This window comes from Streptomyces callyspongiae, assembly GCF_047200695.1.
Lineage (GTDB): Bacteria > Actinomycetota > Actinomycetes > Streptomycetales > Streptomycetaceae > Streptomyces.
Map to the genome: position 1 here is coordinate 40878 of NZ_JBJZOM010000024.1, position 16018 is coordinate 56895.

Here is a 16018-nt window from a genome sequence, read left to right on the forward strand (position 1 = left end):
GGCCACCCCGGCCGGTCGGGCTCCGGACCCGGCATGCGGCCGGACAGCCTGCCGGACGGGTGCGGCACGACGACGGCGGTCACGGACCAGGGTGCCCCCCGCACGTCGTAGGCTTCATGCTCGGCTTCCGCTACGCCCGGCTGCGCTTCCGTACGGCCGCCCCGACGAAGGGACCTCACATGATCACCTCGATCGTGCTCATCAAGACCAGCACCGACCGGATCCCGGAGATCGCCGAGCAGATCGCGGCGATCGAGAGTGTGAGCGAGGTGTACTCCGTGACGGGTGCGCACGACCTGATCGCCCTGGTCCGGGTGGCGCGCCACGACGACCTGGCGGATGTCATCCCCGGGCGCATCAGCAAGGTTCCCGGTGTCGAGCACACGGAGACCCACATCGCCTTCCGCACCTACTCGCAGCACGACCTGGAGGCCGCCTTCTCGATCGGTCTGGACGCCTGAGCCGGGGGCCGGTCCCGGCCCCACCGGTGTGAGCGAGGGGCGCCCGGAGCGGCCGACCCACACGGGCGCCCTCCCCGCTACGCCTGGCTGGCCGCGACCCAGCGCTCCAGGACGGCCTTCGCCGCGCCCGAATCGAGGGACTCCGCCGCCCGCGCGATTCCCGCGGCCAGACGCTCGGTGAGCGGCTCGTCGGTCGGGTCGAGCGCGGCCAGTGCCGCGGCGGAGTTCAGCAGCACCGCGTCGCGCACGGGGCCCTGCTCGCCGTCCAGCAGGCGGCGTGCCACGTCGGCGTTGTAGGAGGCGTCGGCACCTCGCAGGGCCTCCACCGGCACCATGGGGATCCCGACCGAGCGCGGGTCGAAGCTCTCCTTCCGCACGGCACCGTCCCTCACCACCCACACCGTGGAGGTGGCGGTGGTGGTGAGCTCGTCGAGACCGTCGTCGCCGCGGAACACCAGGGCGGAGGATCCGCGGTCGGCGAGCACTCCGGCCAGGATGGGAGCCATGCGTGCGTCGGCCACGCCTGTCGCCTGGGCCCTCACACGGGCGGGGTTGGTGAGCGGGCCCAGGAAGTTGAACGGCGTCGGGACGCCCAGTTCCGCACGGGCCGCACCCGCGTACCGGAGCGCGGGGTGGAACTTCACCGCGAAGCAGAAGGTGATGCCCGCCTCCGCGGCGACCTCGACGACCCGCTGCGGGGCGAGGTCGAGGTTGACCCCCAACTTCTCCAGCACGTCCGAGGCACCGCTGGCGGAAGACGCGGCACGGTTGCCGTGCTTGACGACCTTCGCCCCGGTGCCGGCGACCACGATGGCGGACATCGTGGAGATGTTCACCGTCTTCGCCCGGTCGCCGCCGGTGCCGACGATGTCGACCGTACGGCCCGGGACCTCGATCGTGTGGGCGTGCTCGTACATGGTGCGGACGAGACCGGCGACCTCCTCGACGGTCTCCCCCTTCGCCCGCAGCGCCACCGCGAAGCCGGCGATCTGAGCGTCGGAGGCCTCGCCGCGCATGATGCGGTCCATCGCCCAGGCCGACGCCGCCGACGACAGATCCTCTCCCGCCAGCAGAGCGCTCAGCACGTCGGGCCAGGTGAGGCCGTCTCCGGCGGGAGAGCCGACGTCGGGAACGGTGTTCATGCTGCACGCTCCTGGGTTCGTCGGCCCGGCCGGGGACCCGGCGGACCGTGGACGGACCGGCGGCACCTGCCGCACGGCTTGGACGGGAGGGACCGCCGCGGCCGCCTCCCGCTCGCTCCACACCCTATCCGCGCGACGGGCCGCCGTGGTCGCGGCGCCCGTGCGGACACCGCGGGCCCCGTCCCCTCCGGTTCCGGAGGGCACGGGGCCCGCGGTGCGGCGACCCGAGCGGTCGGGGATCAGTGGTGGCCGTGGCCGCTGGTGATCTCCCGGTACTCCTCGGCGGTCGGCTTCGGCACCTGGCCGGTCTCCGCGTCGAAGTAGCTCTTGCTGAACCGTGCCCGCAGCTTCTGGCCGGCACCGATCTTCCGCTTCACTCCGTTCTCGTCCCGCTCCGGGCCGAGTTCGAGCGGCTCCTGCTGGTCGTGGGCGGTGAGCGTGTGGAGCTGCTCCTGGCTGAGCGGCTCGTGCACCTCGATGAACTCGCCGTGCGGCAGGCGCTTGATGATGCCGGATTCGCGTCCGTGCAGCACCTTCTCCTTGTCGCGCCGCTGCAGACCCAGACAGATCCGCTTCGTGGCGATGAACGCCAGCACCGGGCCCACGAAGAAGCCGATGCGTACGAACCAGGTGATCGCGTTGATCGACAGGTGGAAGTGCGTGGCGACAAGGTCGTTGCCGCCGCCGATCAGCAGGATCATGTAGAGGGTGATCCAGGCGACACCGAAGGCGGTACGGGTCGGTGCGTTCCGCGGACGGTCGGCGATGTGGTGCTCGCGCTTGTCGCCGGTCACCCACGCCTCGATGAACGGATAGACCGCGATCGCCGTCAGGACCAGCGGGAAGATCAGCAGCGGGATGAACACGCCCAGCACCAGGGTGTGCCCCGCGAAGTTGACCTCCCAGCCGGGCATGAAGCGGATCAGGCCCTCGGAGAAGCCCATGTACCAGTCGGGCTGCGCGTTCGTCGACACCTGGTCGGGACGGTACGGCCCCAGCACCCAGATCGGGTTGATGGAGAACGAGGCGGCCAGCACCGCGATGACGCCGAAGACCAGGAAGAAGAAGCCGCCGGCCTTGGCCATGTACACCGGCAGCAGAGGCATGCCCACGACGTTCTTGTTCGTGCGGCCGGGGCCCGCGAACTGCGTGTGCTTGTGGTAGAAGACCAGGATCAGGTGCGCCACGAGCAGGCCGAGCATGATGCCCGGAAGCAGCAGGACATGGGCGGCGAAGAACCGCGGAATGATCTCGTGCCCGGGGAACTCCCCGCCGAACAGGAACATCGACAGGTACGAGCCGACGACCGGCACGGACAGGATCGCGCCCTCCATGAACCGGACACCCGTGCCGGACAGCAGGTCGTCCGGCAGGGAGTAGCCGGTGAAGCCGGTGAACATGCCGAGCACCAGCAGCAGGAAGCCGAAGAGCCAGTTGACCTCGCGGGGCTTGCGGAACGCGCCGGTGAAGAAGACGCGCATCATGTGGACCCACATGGCCGCGAGGAAGATCAGCGCCGCCCAGTGGTGGATCTGCCGGATGAGCAGACCGCCGCGGATGTCGAAGCTGATGTCCAGCGTGGAGGCGTAGGCCTCCGTCATCCGAATGCCGTGCATCGGCGCGTAGGAGCCGTGGTACTCGACCTCTGCCATGCTCGGCACGAAGAACAGCGTCAGGAAGACACCGGTCAGGATGATGATGATGAAACTGTAGAGCGCGACCTCACCGAGCATGAAGGACGGGTGGTCCGGGAAGATCTTGCGCATGTTGGCGCGTGCCAGGGTGTAGATCCCCAGCCGGCCGTCCGCCCAGTCGGCGACCCGCTCGCCGGCGGGCGCCTTCTTCTTCGATGCTTCTGTACTCATGCTCCGCGCTCCCAGAAGGCCGGGCCGACGGGTTCGGCGAAGTCGTCCTCCGCCTGCAGGAACCCCTCTTCGTTGACGCTGATCCTCAGCTGCGGCAGCGGGTGACCGGCAGGGCCGAAGAGCACACGCGCACCGTCGGCGAGGTCGAACGTCGACTGGTGGCAGGGACACAGCACGTGGTGCGTCTGCTGCTCGTACAGGCTGACGGGGCAGCCGACGTGGGTGCAGATCTTGGAGTAGGCGAGGACACCCTCGTGGCTCCAGTCCAGGGTCCGCTTGTCCTTGATGTCCTCGGGCTGGATGCGCACCAGCATGAGGGCGGCCTTGGCGATCTCGGTGTTGAAGTCCTCGTCCTCGGGCTCCAGACCCTCCGGCCGCGCGAAGGCCAGCGAGCCGACCGAGACGTCCTCGGGCCGCAGTGGCTCACCGGTGTTCTCGTTGATGAGCAGCTTGCCCTTCTCCCAGGGCGTGTGCCGCAGCTTGTCCTCCGGAAGCGGGCCGAGGTCGCGCAGCAGCACGACGCTGGAGAGCGGCAGCAGGGTCAGCGCGCCGAACATGGTGTTGCGCACCAGCTTGCGCCGGCCGAGAGCCGATTCCTTGGCGCCCTGGCGGAAGTCCGCCATGACCTTGCTCCGGACCTCGGGCTCCGCCTCGATGGCGTGCCGTTCGTCCGCGAGCTCGACGTCGCTCATCAGGGTGCGTGCCCAGTGGACGGCGCCGATGCCGATGCCGAGGAGCGCGACACCGAGCGTGGTGCCCAGCGCGAAGTTCAGCGCGCTGATGTGGCCCAGGGGCCAGATGTAGACGATCTTGTCGACGGGAAGCGTCACGTAGGAGGCGATGAACCCGACGGTCGCCAGCATCGACAGGACGAAGTAGAGGGCGACGGTGCGCTCGGAGCGCTTCGCGGCCCGCTCGTCGATGTCCTGGATGCGGTGCTCGTGAGGCGGGAGTCCCGGGTCGCGGAACGGGTTCTCCGCCAGATCCGGCTCCCGGCCGTGCGCCTCGTCCTGCCCCTGCGGCAGCTTCTCGTTCGGGTCGTCGTCTGACACGTTGTCGTGGGATCCAGTCTCGCTGCTCATGACTTCTTGGCCTTCGCTGTGCGGGCCGCGACCCAGACGGCCAGGGCGATCATCGCACCGAGGCCGAACACCCAGGCGAACAGGCCCTCGGACACCGGGCCGAAGCCGCCGAGCTTGTAACCGCCCGGGCTCTCGGCCTCATCGCTGTTGACCGTCTTCAGGTACGCCACGATGTCCCTCTTGTCCGACGACGGCACGACCGTGTCGGGGAAGGCAGGCATCGCCTGCGGGCCGGTCTGCATGGCCTCGTAGATGTGCTTCTCGGACACGTCGCCGAGGTCCGGCGCGAACTTGCCCCGGGAGAGGGCGCCGCCTTCACCGGTGAAGTTGTGGCACTGGGCGCAGTTGGTGCGGAAGAGCTCGCCGCCCCTGGCGGTGTCGGCACCCTCCGGGTCGTACTGGCCCTCGGTGGGGACGCTCGGGCCGGGGCCCAGCGAGGCGATGTAGGCACCCAGCTGCTGGATCTCGGCGTCCGAGTAGCGCTTGGGCTTCTTGGGGGCCTGCGGGCCGGGCTGCTGCGCGGGCATGCGGCCGGTGCCGACCTGGAAGTCGACGGCCGCGGCGCCGACGCCCACCAGGCTCGGGCCGTCACTGGTCCCCTGGCCGCCCTTGCCGTGGCAGCTGGAGCAGCCGACCAGGTAGAGCTTCTTGCCCTCCTTGATCGCGAGGGACTGGCCGGACTTGGTGTCGGCCTTGGCCTCGTCGGCCGGCGCGAACGCGGCGTACAGCCCCCCGGTGGCCGCCAGCGCGAAGAGTAGGACGACGAGCGCCGCCAGCGGATGGCGCCGTCGTGCGGAGAGCTTTTTCACGGATTACCCCGGTGTCAGGATCTTCTGCGTCGATGCTTCTGGCTGTGTCTGCGCGGACCCGGGCCGCGCGGCCCGGGTCACTTGATGAGGTAGATCGTGGCGAAGAGGCCGATCCACACGACATCGACGAAGTGCCAGTAATAGGACACGACGATGGCCGCAGTGGCCTGGTGGTGGGTGAACCTCCTGGCCGCGTACGTCCGGCCCAGGACGAACAGGAAGGCGAAGAGGCCGCCTGTCACGTGCAGTCCGTGGAAGCCGGTGGTCAGGTAGAACACGGAGCCGTAGGGGTCGGAGGAGAGCGAGAGGCCCTCGTGCTTGACCAGCTCCGTGTACTCGAAGATCTGACCGCCGATGAAGACTGCGCCCATCACGAAGGTGATGACGAACCAGGTCCTGAGCTTCTTCACGTCACCGCGCTCGGCGGCGAACACGCCGAGCTGACAGGTGAGCGAGGAGAGCACCAGGATCGTGGTGTTCGCCGCGGAGAAGGGGATGTTCAGCGCTTCGGCATGAGCCTCCCAGTACTCGGCGCCCGTCACCGACCGAAGGGTGAAGTACATCGCGAACAGAGCCGCGAAGAACATCAGCTCGGAACTCAGCCAGATGATGGTTCCGACACTGGTGAGGTTCGGCCGGTTCACCGACGGATGCGCGTGCCCGGTTTCTACTGCTGTTGCTGTCGCCACGCCCGACATTATGTCGGTCGCCCGTCGCGGGTTCGCTTCCGGGGGTGCCGTTCGGTGTGTCCGTGCCGTCTGGGCTGGGCAGACCGCCTTCCGCAAGACCGTGCGAACCGGTGTCGGGGGGCTGCTCGAGGGAGTAGCATCCGGCAGCACGGAACCGCGATCACCGACGGCTCCGGATCGTGGACAATGACCCTTCGCGGAGGAACGATGCAGCCGACCGCCACGGTGCTGGTCTACAGCGACGACGTCAACACCAGGGAGCAGGTGCGGCTCGCCGCGGGGCGCCGCCCCGCCGCCGACGCTCCCGAGGTGGAGTACGTGGAGTGCGCGACGCTGCCCGCCGTGCTGAGCACTCTCGAGGAACGCACCGTCGACGTCTGCGTGCTGGACGGCGAGACGGCCCCGGCGGGCGGTATGGGCGTGTGCCGGCAGATCAAGGACGAGATCTTCCGCTGCCCGCCCGTGCTGCTGCTCATCGGCCGTCCGGAGGACGCCTGGCTGGCGACCTGGTCGCGGGCGGAGGCGGCGGTACCGCACCCGGTGGACCCGGTCGCGCTGGCGGACGCCCTCGCCGGACTGCTGCGGGGCGACCACCGCTCGCCGGAGGCCGGGGCGGCCTGAGACCCGGCCTCCGGACACCCCCGCGCGCGATCACGCCTCGAACCGGAGCCGGGCCTGCGCGAACTCCACGTCGCCCACCGGTGCGTCGGTCGATCCGCCGCGCCCCGTCAGGGCGCTGCCCTCCCGCCACTCCTTCCAGCTGAGATTCCAGTCGCCGAAGCCGTTGCCGAAGGCTGCCATACGCTCTCCCCCGCCTCCGGTGTAGGAGAAGACGTCCCCGGGCTGCACCAGGTCGTAGAGCCAGCGGGCGTTCTCGGTGCTCATGCCGGTGCATCCGTGGCTGGTGTTGGCAACGCCCTGGGAACCGACGGACCAGGGGGCGGCGTGCAGGAACTCGCCGCTCTGCGTGAGACGCGCGTTCCAGTGGACACCGAGGTCGTAGGACTCGGAACTGCCGGCGGGTATGCCGATGCTGCCGCTGGTCATGCGGACGAACGGTGATTTGCTGAGGATCACCTTGATGCCGTGACGGGTGTTGAAGCCGGGTTTGCCCGCGCTGATGGGGATCGTGCGTATCCGCTCCCCGTCCTGGTACACCTCCAGGGTGTGGGAGTCGAGGTCGACGAAGCCCTTGACCTCGTCGTCCGTGCGCAGGGTCAGCGGCTTCGAGGCGCCGCCCTGGAGGCCGTCGCGTATCCGTATGCCCTTGAGGGCCGCCGAGGCCGTGATGGTGGCGTGGGCGGGCCAGTAGTCCTTGGGGCGGTAGTGGAGTGTCCGGTCGTCGACCCAGTGCCAGGCGCCCTCGACCCGGGGGGTGGAGCTCACGCTGAGTCCCTGCTCGACGGTCCGCCGCTGCTTCGTGCCCTTGACCGCGTGACTGAGCTCGGCGACCACGGGCTGGCCGACGCCGTAGGTGCCCTTGTCGGGGCCGAAGGCCACCGTGAGCCTCCTGCCGTCGGAGGGACGCGTCCGGAAGTGCATGGTGCGGCGGCCGGGCTCCCCGTCCTCGTTCTCGGTGCTCACCCGGACGGTGTACCGCGCTCCGGCGGCCAGCGGGACCGTGCTGTGCCAGCGGCTGCCGTCCTCCGACAGCGCACCGCGTATTCGTCGGGCCGCGGCGTCCGTCGCCACTACGTCGGTTATGCGCCCGTCCCCGTCCTCTGCGGTGATGACGAGCGGGTCGCGGAAGTCGACGCGGGTAGCGCCGTCCTCGGCGCTGAAGCTCACCTGGGAGCCGGCGTCGTACGGAGCCGCGGCAAGGGGGTTCCCGTCGCTGCTGCAGGCGGTGAGCCCCACCGCCAAGGGGCCCATGAGGAGGGCGCAGCTCACCGCTGTGCGGTGCTTGGCTCGTTCAGTCATGCCTCGACGCTAGGAGCGCACGGGGCCGATGGCCTGCTGTGATGGCCCGTTCGGGTCGTCACGCGCGGCGGGCCCCCGGGAAATCCCGGGGGCCCGCCGTGGGATGCGCAAGACTTACTGGTTCTGCGCCTCACCGTGGTAGTACTCGAACACCCATCCGAACAGTCCGATGAGGACCACCGGCAAGGAGAAGAAGAACAACCACCAGCCGAAGATGATGCCCAGGAAGGCCAGGGCACCGCCGATCGCCAGCGAGAGCGGCTGCCAGCTGTGCGGGCTGAAGAAGCCCACCTCGCCGGCGTCGTCGGCGACGTCCGCCTCCTTGTCGTCCTGCGGTCCGACATCGACCCGGCGCGCGGTGAACGCCAGATAGAAGCCGATCATCAGCGACAGGCCGAAGGTGAGGAAGAGAGCGGTGGTGCCGACCGGCTCCTTCGACCACACGCCATAGACGACCGCCATGGCGAGCATGAAGAAGGAGAGCAGGATGAACATCTGTCCCTGGATCTTCACTTCCCGACCTCCTTGCCGGCAACGGCTTCCTCGCCCCGACCGGCCGCATCGGGCCGACCGGTCTCCTCGAGCTGGTCGAGAGCGGCGATCTCGGGGTGGTGCAGGTCGAAGGCCGGGGACTCGGACCGCACCCGCGGCAGCGTGAGGAAGTTGTGCCGCGGCGGCGGGCAGGACGTCGCCCACTCCAGCGAGCGGCCGTAACCCCACGGGTCGTCGACCTCGATCTTCCTGCCGTGCTTCGCCGTCTTCCAGACGTTGTAGAAGAACGGCAGCATCGACATGCCCAGCAGGAACGAACTGATGGTGGAGACGGTGTTCAGCGCGGTGAAGCCGTCGGCCGCCAGGTAGTCGGCGTAGCGCCGCGGCATGCCCTCCGCACCGAGCCAGTGCTGTACGAGGAAGGTGCCGTGGAAACCGATGAACAACGTCCAGAAGGTGATCTTGCCGAGCCGCTCGTCGAGCATCTTGCCGGTGAACTTCGGCCACCAGAAGTGGAAGCCGGCGAACATCGCGAAGACCACCGTGCCGAAGACCACGTAGTGGAAGTGGGCCACGACGAAGTAGCTGTCGGAGACGTGGAAGTCGAGCGGCGGCGAGGCCAGGATGACGCCGGTCAGACCGCCGAAGGTGAAGGTGACCAGGAACCCGATGGTCCAGAGCATCGGCGTCTCGAACGAGAGCGACCCCTTCCACATCGTGCCGATCCAGTTGAAGAACTTCACACCGGTCGGTACCGCGATGAGGAACGTCATGAACGAGAAGAACGGCAGCAGCACACCGCCGGTGACGTACATGTGGTGCGCCCAGACCGTCACGGACAGACCGGCGATGGCGATCGTCGCGGCGATCAGGCCGACGTAGCCGAACATCGGCTTGCGGCTGAAGACCGGGATGATCTCGGAGACGATGCCGAAGAACGGCAACGCGATGATGTACACCTCGGGATGGCCGAAGAACCAGAACAGGTGCTGCCACAGCAGCGCCCCGCCGTTGGCGGCGTCGAAGACGTGCGAGCCGAACTTGCGGTCCGACTCCAGCACCAGCAGGGCGGCCGCCAGCACCGGGAAGGCCAGCAGCACCAGCACACCGGTGAGCAGCACGTTCCACGTGAAGATCGGCATGCGGAACATCGTCATGCCGGGCATCCGCATGCAGATGATCGTGGTGATGAAGTTGACCGAGCCGAGGATCGTGCCGAAGCCGGAGAAGGCCAGACCCATGATCCACATGTCCGCACCGATGCCGGGCGAGTACACCTCGCTGGACAGCGGCGCGTAGGCGAACCAGCCGAAGCCGGCGGCGCCCTGCGGAGTGAGGAAGCTGCCGACGGCGATCAGCGAGCCGAAGAGGTAGAGCCAGTAGGCGAACATGTTCAGCCGCGGGAACGCCACGTCCGGCGCACCGATCTGGAGCGGCATGATCCAGTTCGCGAAGCCGGCGAACAGCGGAGTGGCGAACATCAGCAGCATGACCGTGCCATGCATGGTGAACGCCTGGTTGAACTGCTCGTTCGACATGATCTGCGTGCCCGGGCGGGCGAGTTCGGCGCGCATGAAGAGCGCCATCACGCCGCCGATGCAGAAGAAGAAGAACGAGGTGATGAAGTACAGGGACCCGATCGTCTTGTGGTCGGTGGTCGTCAGCCACTTCACCACGACATTGCCGGGCGCCGTGCGGCGCGCCGCAGGGTCGCCCGTTCCGGCGACCCCTTCCGCGGCGGCACCCTGGGGTTCGTTGAGGATGCTCACGGGTTATTCGTCTCCGCATTCCTGGCGTCGCCGGTTGTGGCGACGCCCGCCGGGATGTAGCCGGTCTGGCCCTTCTTCGCCAGCTTCTCCAGGTGGTCCCGGTACCTCTCCGGCGAGACGATCTTCACGTTGAAGAGCATCCGGGAGTGGTCGACACCGCAGAGTTCGGCGCACTTGCCGACGTAGGTGCCCTCGAGCTTCGGAGTGACCTGGAAGCGGTTGGTGTGGCCCGGGACGACGTCCTGCTTCATCAGGAAGGGCACGGCCCAGAAGGAGTGGATGACGTCCCGCGAGGTCAGCACGAACTGGACGGTCTCACCCTTCGGGAGCCACAGGGTGGGGCCCGGGTTCTTGGTCTGGTAGTTCCTGTCGGCAGGGGTGCCGGCGGTGTAGACGCCCTCTGCGCCCTCCGGGAAGGCCTTCTTCATCCGGTCCGGGATGGCGGCCAGTTCCTTGGAGTCGGTGCCGTCCGTCGCGGTGTCGCCGTCCACGTTCTCGATGTAGTTGAAGCCCCAGCTCCACTGGTAGCCCACCACGTTCACCACGTGGTCCGGCTTCTCGGAGGTGGCGAGCAGCTTCGCCTCGTCACGGGCCGTGAAGTAGAAGAGGACCGCGACGATGATGATCGGGACCACGGTGTACAGCGCCTCGATGGGCATGTTGTACCGGGTCTGTGTCGGAACCTCGACCTTGGTGCGCGAACGCCGGTGGAAGACGATGCTCCACAGGATCAGCCCCCAGACCAGGACACCCGTGGCGAGCGCAGCCGCCCACGAGCCCTGCCACAGGGAGAGGATCCGCGGCGCCTCCTCCGTGACCGGGGTCGGCATACCGAGGCGGGGGAAGTCCTTGGATGTGCAACCGGTGGCGGTCGCCAGGACCAGGCCCGCAGCGAGGACCTGCGGCAGCATCCGCCGCATCGGGCGCTGCGACATGGGGTTACCGCCCACGCCCTGGGGGCGGTGGGGGAGGTCGGAGCCGTTGGGACTCACGTAGCGCCTTCCCGAGAGTCTCGCCCGCTCAGCCGGGCTCGGCCGTCTTGCGTGGTCGGGCGCCGGCCCGTGGCGCGGGCAGGGTTTGATGTTTATGCGGGCCAAACCTTACTGGACGCGATTTGGCGTCGCGCGGGGAGGGTCGGATCTCCCGCGTGGCGACGGCGCGCCGTTGCACAACCCCTGTCCCTGGCCCCGCTGCGCGGCGCACGGGACCGCCCAGGACCCGGGTGACGCCTCGGGGTGACATCCCACGTCACGGGGCAGCTGCCAGGCGTTAGCGTGAAGCGTGCCCTACTTCGACGCCGCCTCCTCCCAGCCCCTGCACCCCGTCGCGCGGCAGGCGCTGACGGCCGCACTGGACGAGGGGTGGGCGGACCCCGCACGCCTCCACCGGGAGGGCCGCCGCGCCCGGATACTGCTGGACGCGGCACGCGAGGCGGCTGCGGAGGCCGTCGGCTGCCGCCCGGACGAACTCGTGTTCACGCCGTCGGGCACGCAGGCCCTGCACACCGGGATCGCCGGCGCCACCGCCGCGCGGCACCGCGTCGGCCGCGGGCTGGTGGTGTCGGCCGTCGAGCACTCCGCGGTGCTGCACGCGGCCGCGGCCCACGAGCGGGACGGCGGCACGGTCTCCGAGGTCCCCGTGGAACGGAGCGGCGCGGTCGCTCCCCGACGGTACGCCGCCTCGCTGGCGAACGGCACCGCGCTCGCCTGCCTGCAGAGCGCCAACCACGAGGTCGGCACCGTGCAACCGGTGGCGGAGGTCGCCGGGACGTGCAGGGAGGCGGCGGTCCCGCTCCTCGTGGACGCCGCGCAGTCGCTGGGGTGGGGCCCGGTCGACGGCCCGTGGTCCCTGCTGGCGGCCAGTGCCCACAAGTGGGGAGGCCCGGGCGGCGTCGGCATGCTGGTCGTGCGCAAGGGTGTGCGCTTCGACCCGCCCGGCCCTGCGGACGCGCGCGAGGCGGGCCGCTCCCCCGGGTTCGAGAACATCCCGGCGATCGTGGCGGCGGCCGCTTCGCTGCGCGCGGTGCAGGAGGAAGCGGCTGCGGAGGCGCCACGGCTGCGCCGCCTGGTGGACCGCATCCGGACGCGGGTGCCCGAACTGGTCCCGGACGTCGAGGTGGTGGGTGACCCGGTGCGGCGGCTGCCGCACCTGGTCACCTTCTCCTGCCTGTACGTGGACGGCGAGGCGCTGCTGCACGCCCTGGACCGCGCCGGCTTCTCGGTGTCGTCCGGTTCCTCGTGCACCTCGAGCACGCTGACGCCGAGTCATGTGCTGCGCGCCATGGGCGTGCTGTCCGAGGGGAACGTGCGTGTCTCGTTGCCGCCCGGCACGACCGAGGAGGAGGTCGACGGCTTCCTCCGCGCCCTTCCGGAGGCGGTGACCGCGGTGCGGGACGCCGCCGGCGTTCCGGCGGCATCCCGCGGTGGGGCGTCCGCCGCGGTGGAGGAGGCCGGGGCCGCGGAGGACGGTGGGAAGGAGGCGGCCGTCACCGTGGACGCACTGGGCCGGCTCTGCCCGGTGCCGGTCATCGAACTCGCGAAGGTGATCGGCGACGTGCCGGTGGGCGGAGTGGTGACGGTGCTCGCGGACGACGACGCCGCACGGCTGGACATCCCGGCCTGGTGCGGGATGCGGGGGCACGAGTACCTGGGGGTCGACGCGGACGGCACGACGTACCGCGTCCGCCGCAGCGCGGAGCAGGGCGGACGCGGTATGTCGTGACGGAAGGGGTGCGGTGGGGCCGCGCCCGTCAGTCGGGGAGGTGCGCGCGGACCTCGTTCGCGGCGGTCTCGCCGTAGGCCTTCGTGAAGCGCTCCATGAACTGCCCGCGGCGCAGCTCGTACTCCTGGGTGCCCAGGGTTTCGATGACGAGCGTGGCGAGCATGCAGCCGACCTGGGCGGCCCGCTCCAGCGGGACGCCCCAGGAGAGGCCGGTCATGAATCCCGCGCGGAAGGCGTCGCCGACACCGGTCGGGTCGACCTTGGCCTCCTCCTGGGGAGTGCCGACGTGGATCGACTCCTCGCCCTTGCGGTCGATCCGCACGCCCTGGGCGCCGAGGGTGGTGACCCGGGCGCCGACACGGTCGAGGATCTCCGCCTCGGTCCAGCCGGTCTTCGACTCGACGAGCCCCTTCTCGTACTCATTGGTGAACAGGTATGTCGCACCCTCGAGCAGGACGCGGATGTCGTCGCCGTCCATGCGGGCGATCTGCTGCGAGAAGTCCGCGGCGAACGGGATACCGCGGGAGCGGCACTCCTCGGTGTGGCGGATCATGGCCTCGGGGTCGTCGGCACCGACGCACAGCAGGTCGAGACCGCCGACACGATCGGCGACGGACTGCACCTCGATGAGCCGCGCCTCGCTCATGGCCCCGGTGTAGAAGGAGCCGATCTGGTTGTGGTCGGCGTCGGTGGTGCAGACGAACCGCGCCGTGTGCCGGGTCTCGGAGATGTGGACGGATTCGGTGTCGACACCGTGCCGGTCCAGCCACCTGCGGTACTCCTCGAAGTCCTCGCCGGCAGCACCGACGAGGATCGGCCGCGCACCCAACTGGCCCATCCCGAAACAGATGTTCGCCGCCACGCCTCCTCGGCGGACGTCGAGACTGTCGACCAGGAAGGAGAGGGAGACCGTGTGCAGCTGATCGGCGACCAGCTGGTCGGCGAAGCGGCCGGGGAAGGTCATCAGATGATCAGTGGCGATGGAGCCGGAGACTGCGATACGCACGGCGAATTCTGCTCCAGACGGAGGACGGATGTCGGGCGCGACAACGCTACCCGCTTCCGCTCCGCAGCCGAACAGGACGTAACTACCACATAGTAGGCCTTTCCCCCGAGTCCTGGAAATGATTAGTGTCCGGTTGTGGACACGGACAGCACGAATGGCCGGACTCCCGGTGACGACCGGGAGGAGCCGGACTCGCTCGCACAACTCCGCGGGGACGGCGCGCGGATCTCCTTCGGCCGGCGACCGGTCACGGCACCCGGAACCCCGTCGGAGGACCGGCCCGGTCCGGCGGTGGAGCCGACGCGCCCGCGCGGGGTGCACGTCCCGGCGCGCGCCGCCCGCCTGCTCGACGGCATGTCCGACTACGGCGACTGAGCGGCCGCCGGGAACCGTTCCCCCCTCCTCCCCGTCCAAGGGGCGTCCCGCAACGGGATGCGGGCCCGACATGACGAGCGGAGCCGAAGGAGCGAACTGGTGAGCACCTCCAAGACCCCCGAGCGACACCACCCGCGCGGACGGCGGCTGACCGTCGCCTCGGTGGCGACGGCCGTCGTCCTGGCAGGCGGCGGCGGAGCCTACTGGGCGTCGAACGCCACCGAGCCGGCCGGGAGCGCGACCCGGGCGTCCGACAGCGGTTCCGAGCCGCCCCCGCTGGTCCTGGACACTCCCGGCCGGTCCGAATCCGGGGACGGCGGCAACCGCGGCATCGCGCCCGGAGAACCGAACCCCTCTGGCGCCGTCTACGAGGCGGAGGGGAAGCTGCCGGAGGGACCGGGCAGTGCGCCCGTGCACCGCCCTGACGGCAACCTCACCCGGGCCGAGGTCGCGGCCGTCGCGAAGGTCCTCCGCGTGCCGGGCGACCCGGTGCGGCAGGGCGACGGCTGGCGGGTCGGGGGCGCGCCCGACGGGTCCGGACCGCTGCTGACCGTGGGCGAGGCCGCCGGCGGCGCCTCGTGGTCGTACGTGAGTCGACAGCAGGGCAGGGACGACCTGTGCGGCAAGCCCGGGAGCGACCGGCCGGACGCCCCCTCGTCGCCCTGCGACCCGCTCCCGGGCGACGGCGGTCCGGCGCCGGACCAGGGCGACCCGGTCCCGGCCGAGCGGGCGAAGCAGGCGGTACGGCCCGCGCTGGCGCCTCTGCACCTGGAGCACGCCGCGCTGGACGCTTCCAGCACATACGGGGCGCTGCGCGTGGTGAGTGCGGAACCGCGGGCCGGCGGCCTCCCGGTGCGCGACTGGACCAGCTCCTTCACGGTGGACTCGACCGGCACCCTGGTGCGGGGCCACGGGCACCTCGGCGACCTGGTGAAGGGCGCCGAGTACCCGGTCATGTCGGCGCAGGAGACGCTGAAGGCGCTGAACAAGCACCGGAGCGGTCCTCCGGCACCGTCCTGCGACGACACGCCAGGACAGGGCGGCCCCGCGGGTGGCGGCGAGCTCGGCGGCTACCCGGAGGCGGACGACGTGGTGCGGTGCGTCGAGCCCGGGACCGCGGAGGAAGGCGCGCAGACCGTTCCGGTGACGGACGCGACGTTCGGGCTGACGACCGAGTACTCCGAGGGCCGGCCGGTCATGGTGCCGGCCTGGACGTTCCTGGTCCGTCCGCTGGGTGGCTCGGACACCTACGAGGTGGCCTTCCCGGCCGTGGAGCCCGAGTACCTCCGCACTCCCGAACAGGGCGACGGGGGCGACGCCCCGGTCCGCCCGGGGGGTGACGGCGCGGCTCCCCTGTCCTACACCGTGGACGGCCGCACGCTGACCGTGACCTTCTGGGGCGGAGTCTGCGACGACTATCGGGCGAAGGCCCAGGACCGCGGCGGAAAGGTGGCGGTCACCGTCGAGTCCGAGAAGAACGGCTCCGAGGAGCCCTGCATCATGATGGCGAAGAAGCAGCAGGTGACGGTCGAACTGGACGAGCCGCTGAACGGCCGCCCGGTCGTCGACGGGCAGAGCGGTGAGGAGCTGCCGCGGAAGAAGTGATCCCGGCGGGGCGGCGCGGCACGCCGCCCCGCACACGGAAGGGGGGGCCCCCCCGGGGGCCGCCCGAGGGACCGGCGGGGGC

Annotated in this window: 15 protein-coding genes; 5 read left to right on the top strand and 10 right to left on the bottom strand. The window is 70.1% G+C overall.

The genetic code is table 11. The features are described from left to right. Positions 1-179 precede the first annotated feature (179 nt). On the top strand, positions 180-461 hold the full coding sequence (locus ACL06G_RS19955) for an Lrp/AsnC family transcriptional regulator (RefSeq protein ID WP_412785793.1): 282 nt from the start codon (positions 180-182) through the stop codon (positions 459-461). 77 nt (positions 462-538) lie between these two features. Here the strand turns inward: ACL06G_RS19955 and trpD are convergent, their stop codons facing one another. The 5 genes from trpD to ctaE form a co-directional block, all read right to left on the bottom strand. Next, a complete protein-coding gene (gene trpD, locus ACL06G_RS19960) occupies positions 539-1603 on the bottom strand; it encodes an anthranilate phosphoribosyltransferase (RefSeq protein WP_412785792.1) in 1065 nt (354 codons plus the stop codon). Positions 1604-1842: 239 nt separating this feature from the next. After that, a complete protein-coding gene (gene qcrB, locus ACL06G_RS19965; RefSeq protein ID WP_412785791.1) occupies positions 1843-3468 on the bottom strand; it encodes a cytochrome bc1 complex cytochrome b subunit in 1626 nt (541 codons plus the stop codon). Continuing rightward, positions 3465-4550: a cytochrome bc1 complex Rieske iron-sulfur subunit gene (qcrA, locus tag ACL06G_RS19970; protein ID WP_412785790.1), complete on the bottom strand. Its 1086-nt coding sequence runs from the start codon at positions 4548-4550 to the stop codon at positions 3465-3467. The genes qcrB and qcrA overlap by 4 nt, the downstream gene beginning before the upstream one ends. Continuing rightward, the gene (gene qcrC / locus ACL06G_RS19975) at positions 4547-5359 is read right to left on the bottom strand and encodes a cytochrome bc1 complex diheme cytochrome c subunit (RefSeq protein ID WP_412785789.1); all 813 of its coding nucleotides are present in this window, start codon (positions 5357-5359) and stop codon (positions 4547-4549) included. Before qcrC ends, qcrA begins: the two co-directional genes overlap by 4 nt. A 77-nt stretch (positions 5360-5436) precedes the next feature. After that, positions 5437-6057 carry an aa3-type cytochrome oxidase subunit III gene (gene ctaE / locus ACL06G_RS19980; RefSeq protein WP_412785788.1) on the bottom strand — a complete coding sequence of 207 codons (621 nt, stop codon included), beginning with the start codon at positions 6055-6057 and terminating at the stop codon, positions 5437-5439. A gap of 198 nt (positions 6058-6255) precedes the next feature. Between ctaE and ACL06G_RS19985 the strand changes: the two genes are divergently transcribed. Further along, complete coding sequence (locus ACL06G_RS19985; protein WP_412785787.1) at positions 6256-6669, top strand: hypothetical protein; 414 nt, start codon at positions 6256-6258, stop codon at positions 6667-6669. A gap of 30 nt (positions 6670-6699) precedes the next feature. Here ACL06G_RS19985 and ACL06G_RS19990 read toward each other — a convergent pair whose 3' ends face one another. The 4 genes from ACL06G_RS19990 to ctaC form a co-directional block, all read right to left on the bottom strand. Continuing rightward, positions 6700-7968 carry a L,D-transpeptidase gene (locus ACL06G_RS19990; protein ID WP_412785786.1) on the bottom strand — a complete coding sequence of 423 codons (1269 nt, stop codon included), beginning with the start codon at positions 7966-7968 and terminating at the stop codon, positions 6700-6702. A 114-nt stretch (positions 7969-8082) separates the two neighbouring features. Further along, positions 8083-8481, bottom strand: coding sequence for a cytochrome c oxidase subunit 4 (locus ACL06G_RS19995; protein ID WP_412785785.1), 399 nt, complete (start codon positions 8479-8481; stop codon positions 8083-8085). Continuing rightward, positions 8478-10229, bottom strand: coding sequence for an aa3-type cytochrome oxidase subunit I (ctaD, locus tag ACL06G_RS20000; protein ID WP_412785784.1), 1752 nt, complete (start codon positions 10227-10229; stop codon positions 8478-8480). The genes ACL06G_RS19995 and ctaD overlap by 4 nt, the downstream gene beginning before the upstream one ends. Then, positions 10226-11221 carry an aa3-type cytochrome oxidase subunit II gene (gene ctaC, locus ACL06G_RS20005; RefSeq protein ID WP_412785783.1) on the bottom strand — a complete coding sequence of 332 codons (996 nt, stop codon included), beginning with the start codon at positions 11219-11221 and terminating at the stop codon, positions 10226-10228. The genes ctaD and ctaC overlap by 4 nt, the downstream gene beginning before the upstream one ends. Before the next feature lie 289 nt (positions 11222-11510). Here ctaC and ACL06G_RS20010 point away from each other — a divergent pair, with 289 nt between their 5' ends. Then, the gene (locus ACL06G_RS20010; RefSeq protein WP_412836438.1) at positions 11511-12950 is read left to right on the top strand and encodes a cysteine desulfurase/sulfurtransferase TusA family protein; all 1440 of its coding nucleotides are present in this window, start codon (positions 11511-11513) and stop codon (positions 12948-12950) included. A gap of 28 nt (positions 12951-12978) precedes the next feature. Here the strand turns inward: ACL06G_RS20010 and ACL06G_RS20015 are convergent, their stop codons facing one another. Beyond that, positions 12979-13956, bottom strand: coding sequence for a carbohydrate kinase family protein (locus ACL06G_RS20015; protein ID WP_412785781.1), 978 nt, complete (start codon positions 13954-13956; stop codon positions 12979-12981). Between the two features lie 135 nt (positions 13957-14091). On the opposite strand from ACL06G_RS20015, the gene ACL06G_RS20020 reads away from it, so the two are divergent. Next, a complete protein-coding gene (locus ACL06G_RS20020; RefSeq protein ID WP_412785780.1) occupies positions 14092-14331 on the top strand; it encodes a hypothetical protein in 240 nt (79 codons plus the stop codon). 99 nt (positions 14332-14430) lie between these two features. Further along, on the top strand, positions 14431-15936 hold the full coding sequence (locus tag ACL06G_RS20025) for a hypothetical protein (protein ID WP_412785779.1): 1506 nt from the start codon (positions 14431-14433) through the stop codon (positions 15934-15936). Positions 15937-16018 lie beyond the last annotated feature (82 nt).

Bases quoted from the DNA above. Each gene is read 5' to 3' on its own strand.
- qcrA (WP_412785790.1), bottom strand. From the start codon at position 4,550: ATGAGCAGCGAGACTGGATCCCACGACAACGTGTCAGACGACGACCCG.
- ctaE (WP_412785788.1), bottom strand. From the start codon at position 6,057: ATGTCGGGCGTGGCGACAGCAACAGCAGTAGAAACCGGGCACGCGCAT.
- ACL06G_RS19955 (WP_412785793.1), top strand. From the start codon at position 180: ATGATCACCTCGATCGTGCTCATCAAGACCAGCACCGACCGGATCCCG.
- qcrB (WP_412785791.1), bottom strand. From the start codon at position 3,468: ATGAGTACAGAAGCATCGAAGAAGAAGGCGCCCGCCGGCGAGCGGGTC.
- ACL06G_RS19990 (WP_412785786.1), bottom strand. From the start codon at position 7,968: ATGACTGAACGAGCCAAGCACCGCACAGCGGTGAGCTGCGCCCTCCTC.
- ACL06G_RS19985 (WP_412785787.1), top strand. From the start codon at position 6,256: ATGCAGCCGACCGCCACGGTGCTGGTCTACAGCGACGACGTCAACACC.
- trpD (WP_412785792.1), bottom strand. From the start codon at position 1,603: ATGAACACCGTTCCCGACGTCGGCTCTCCCGCCGGAGACGGCCTCACC.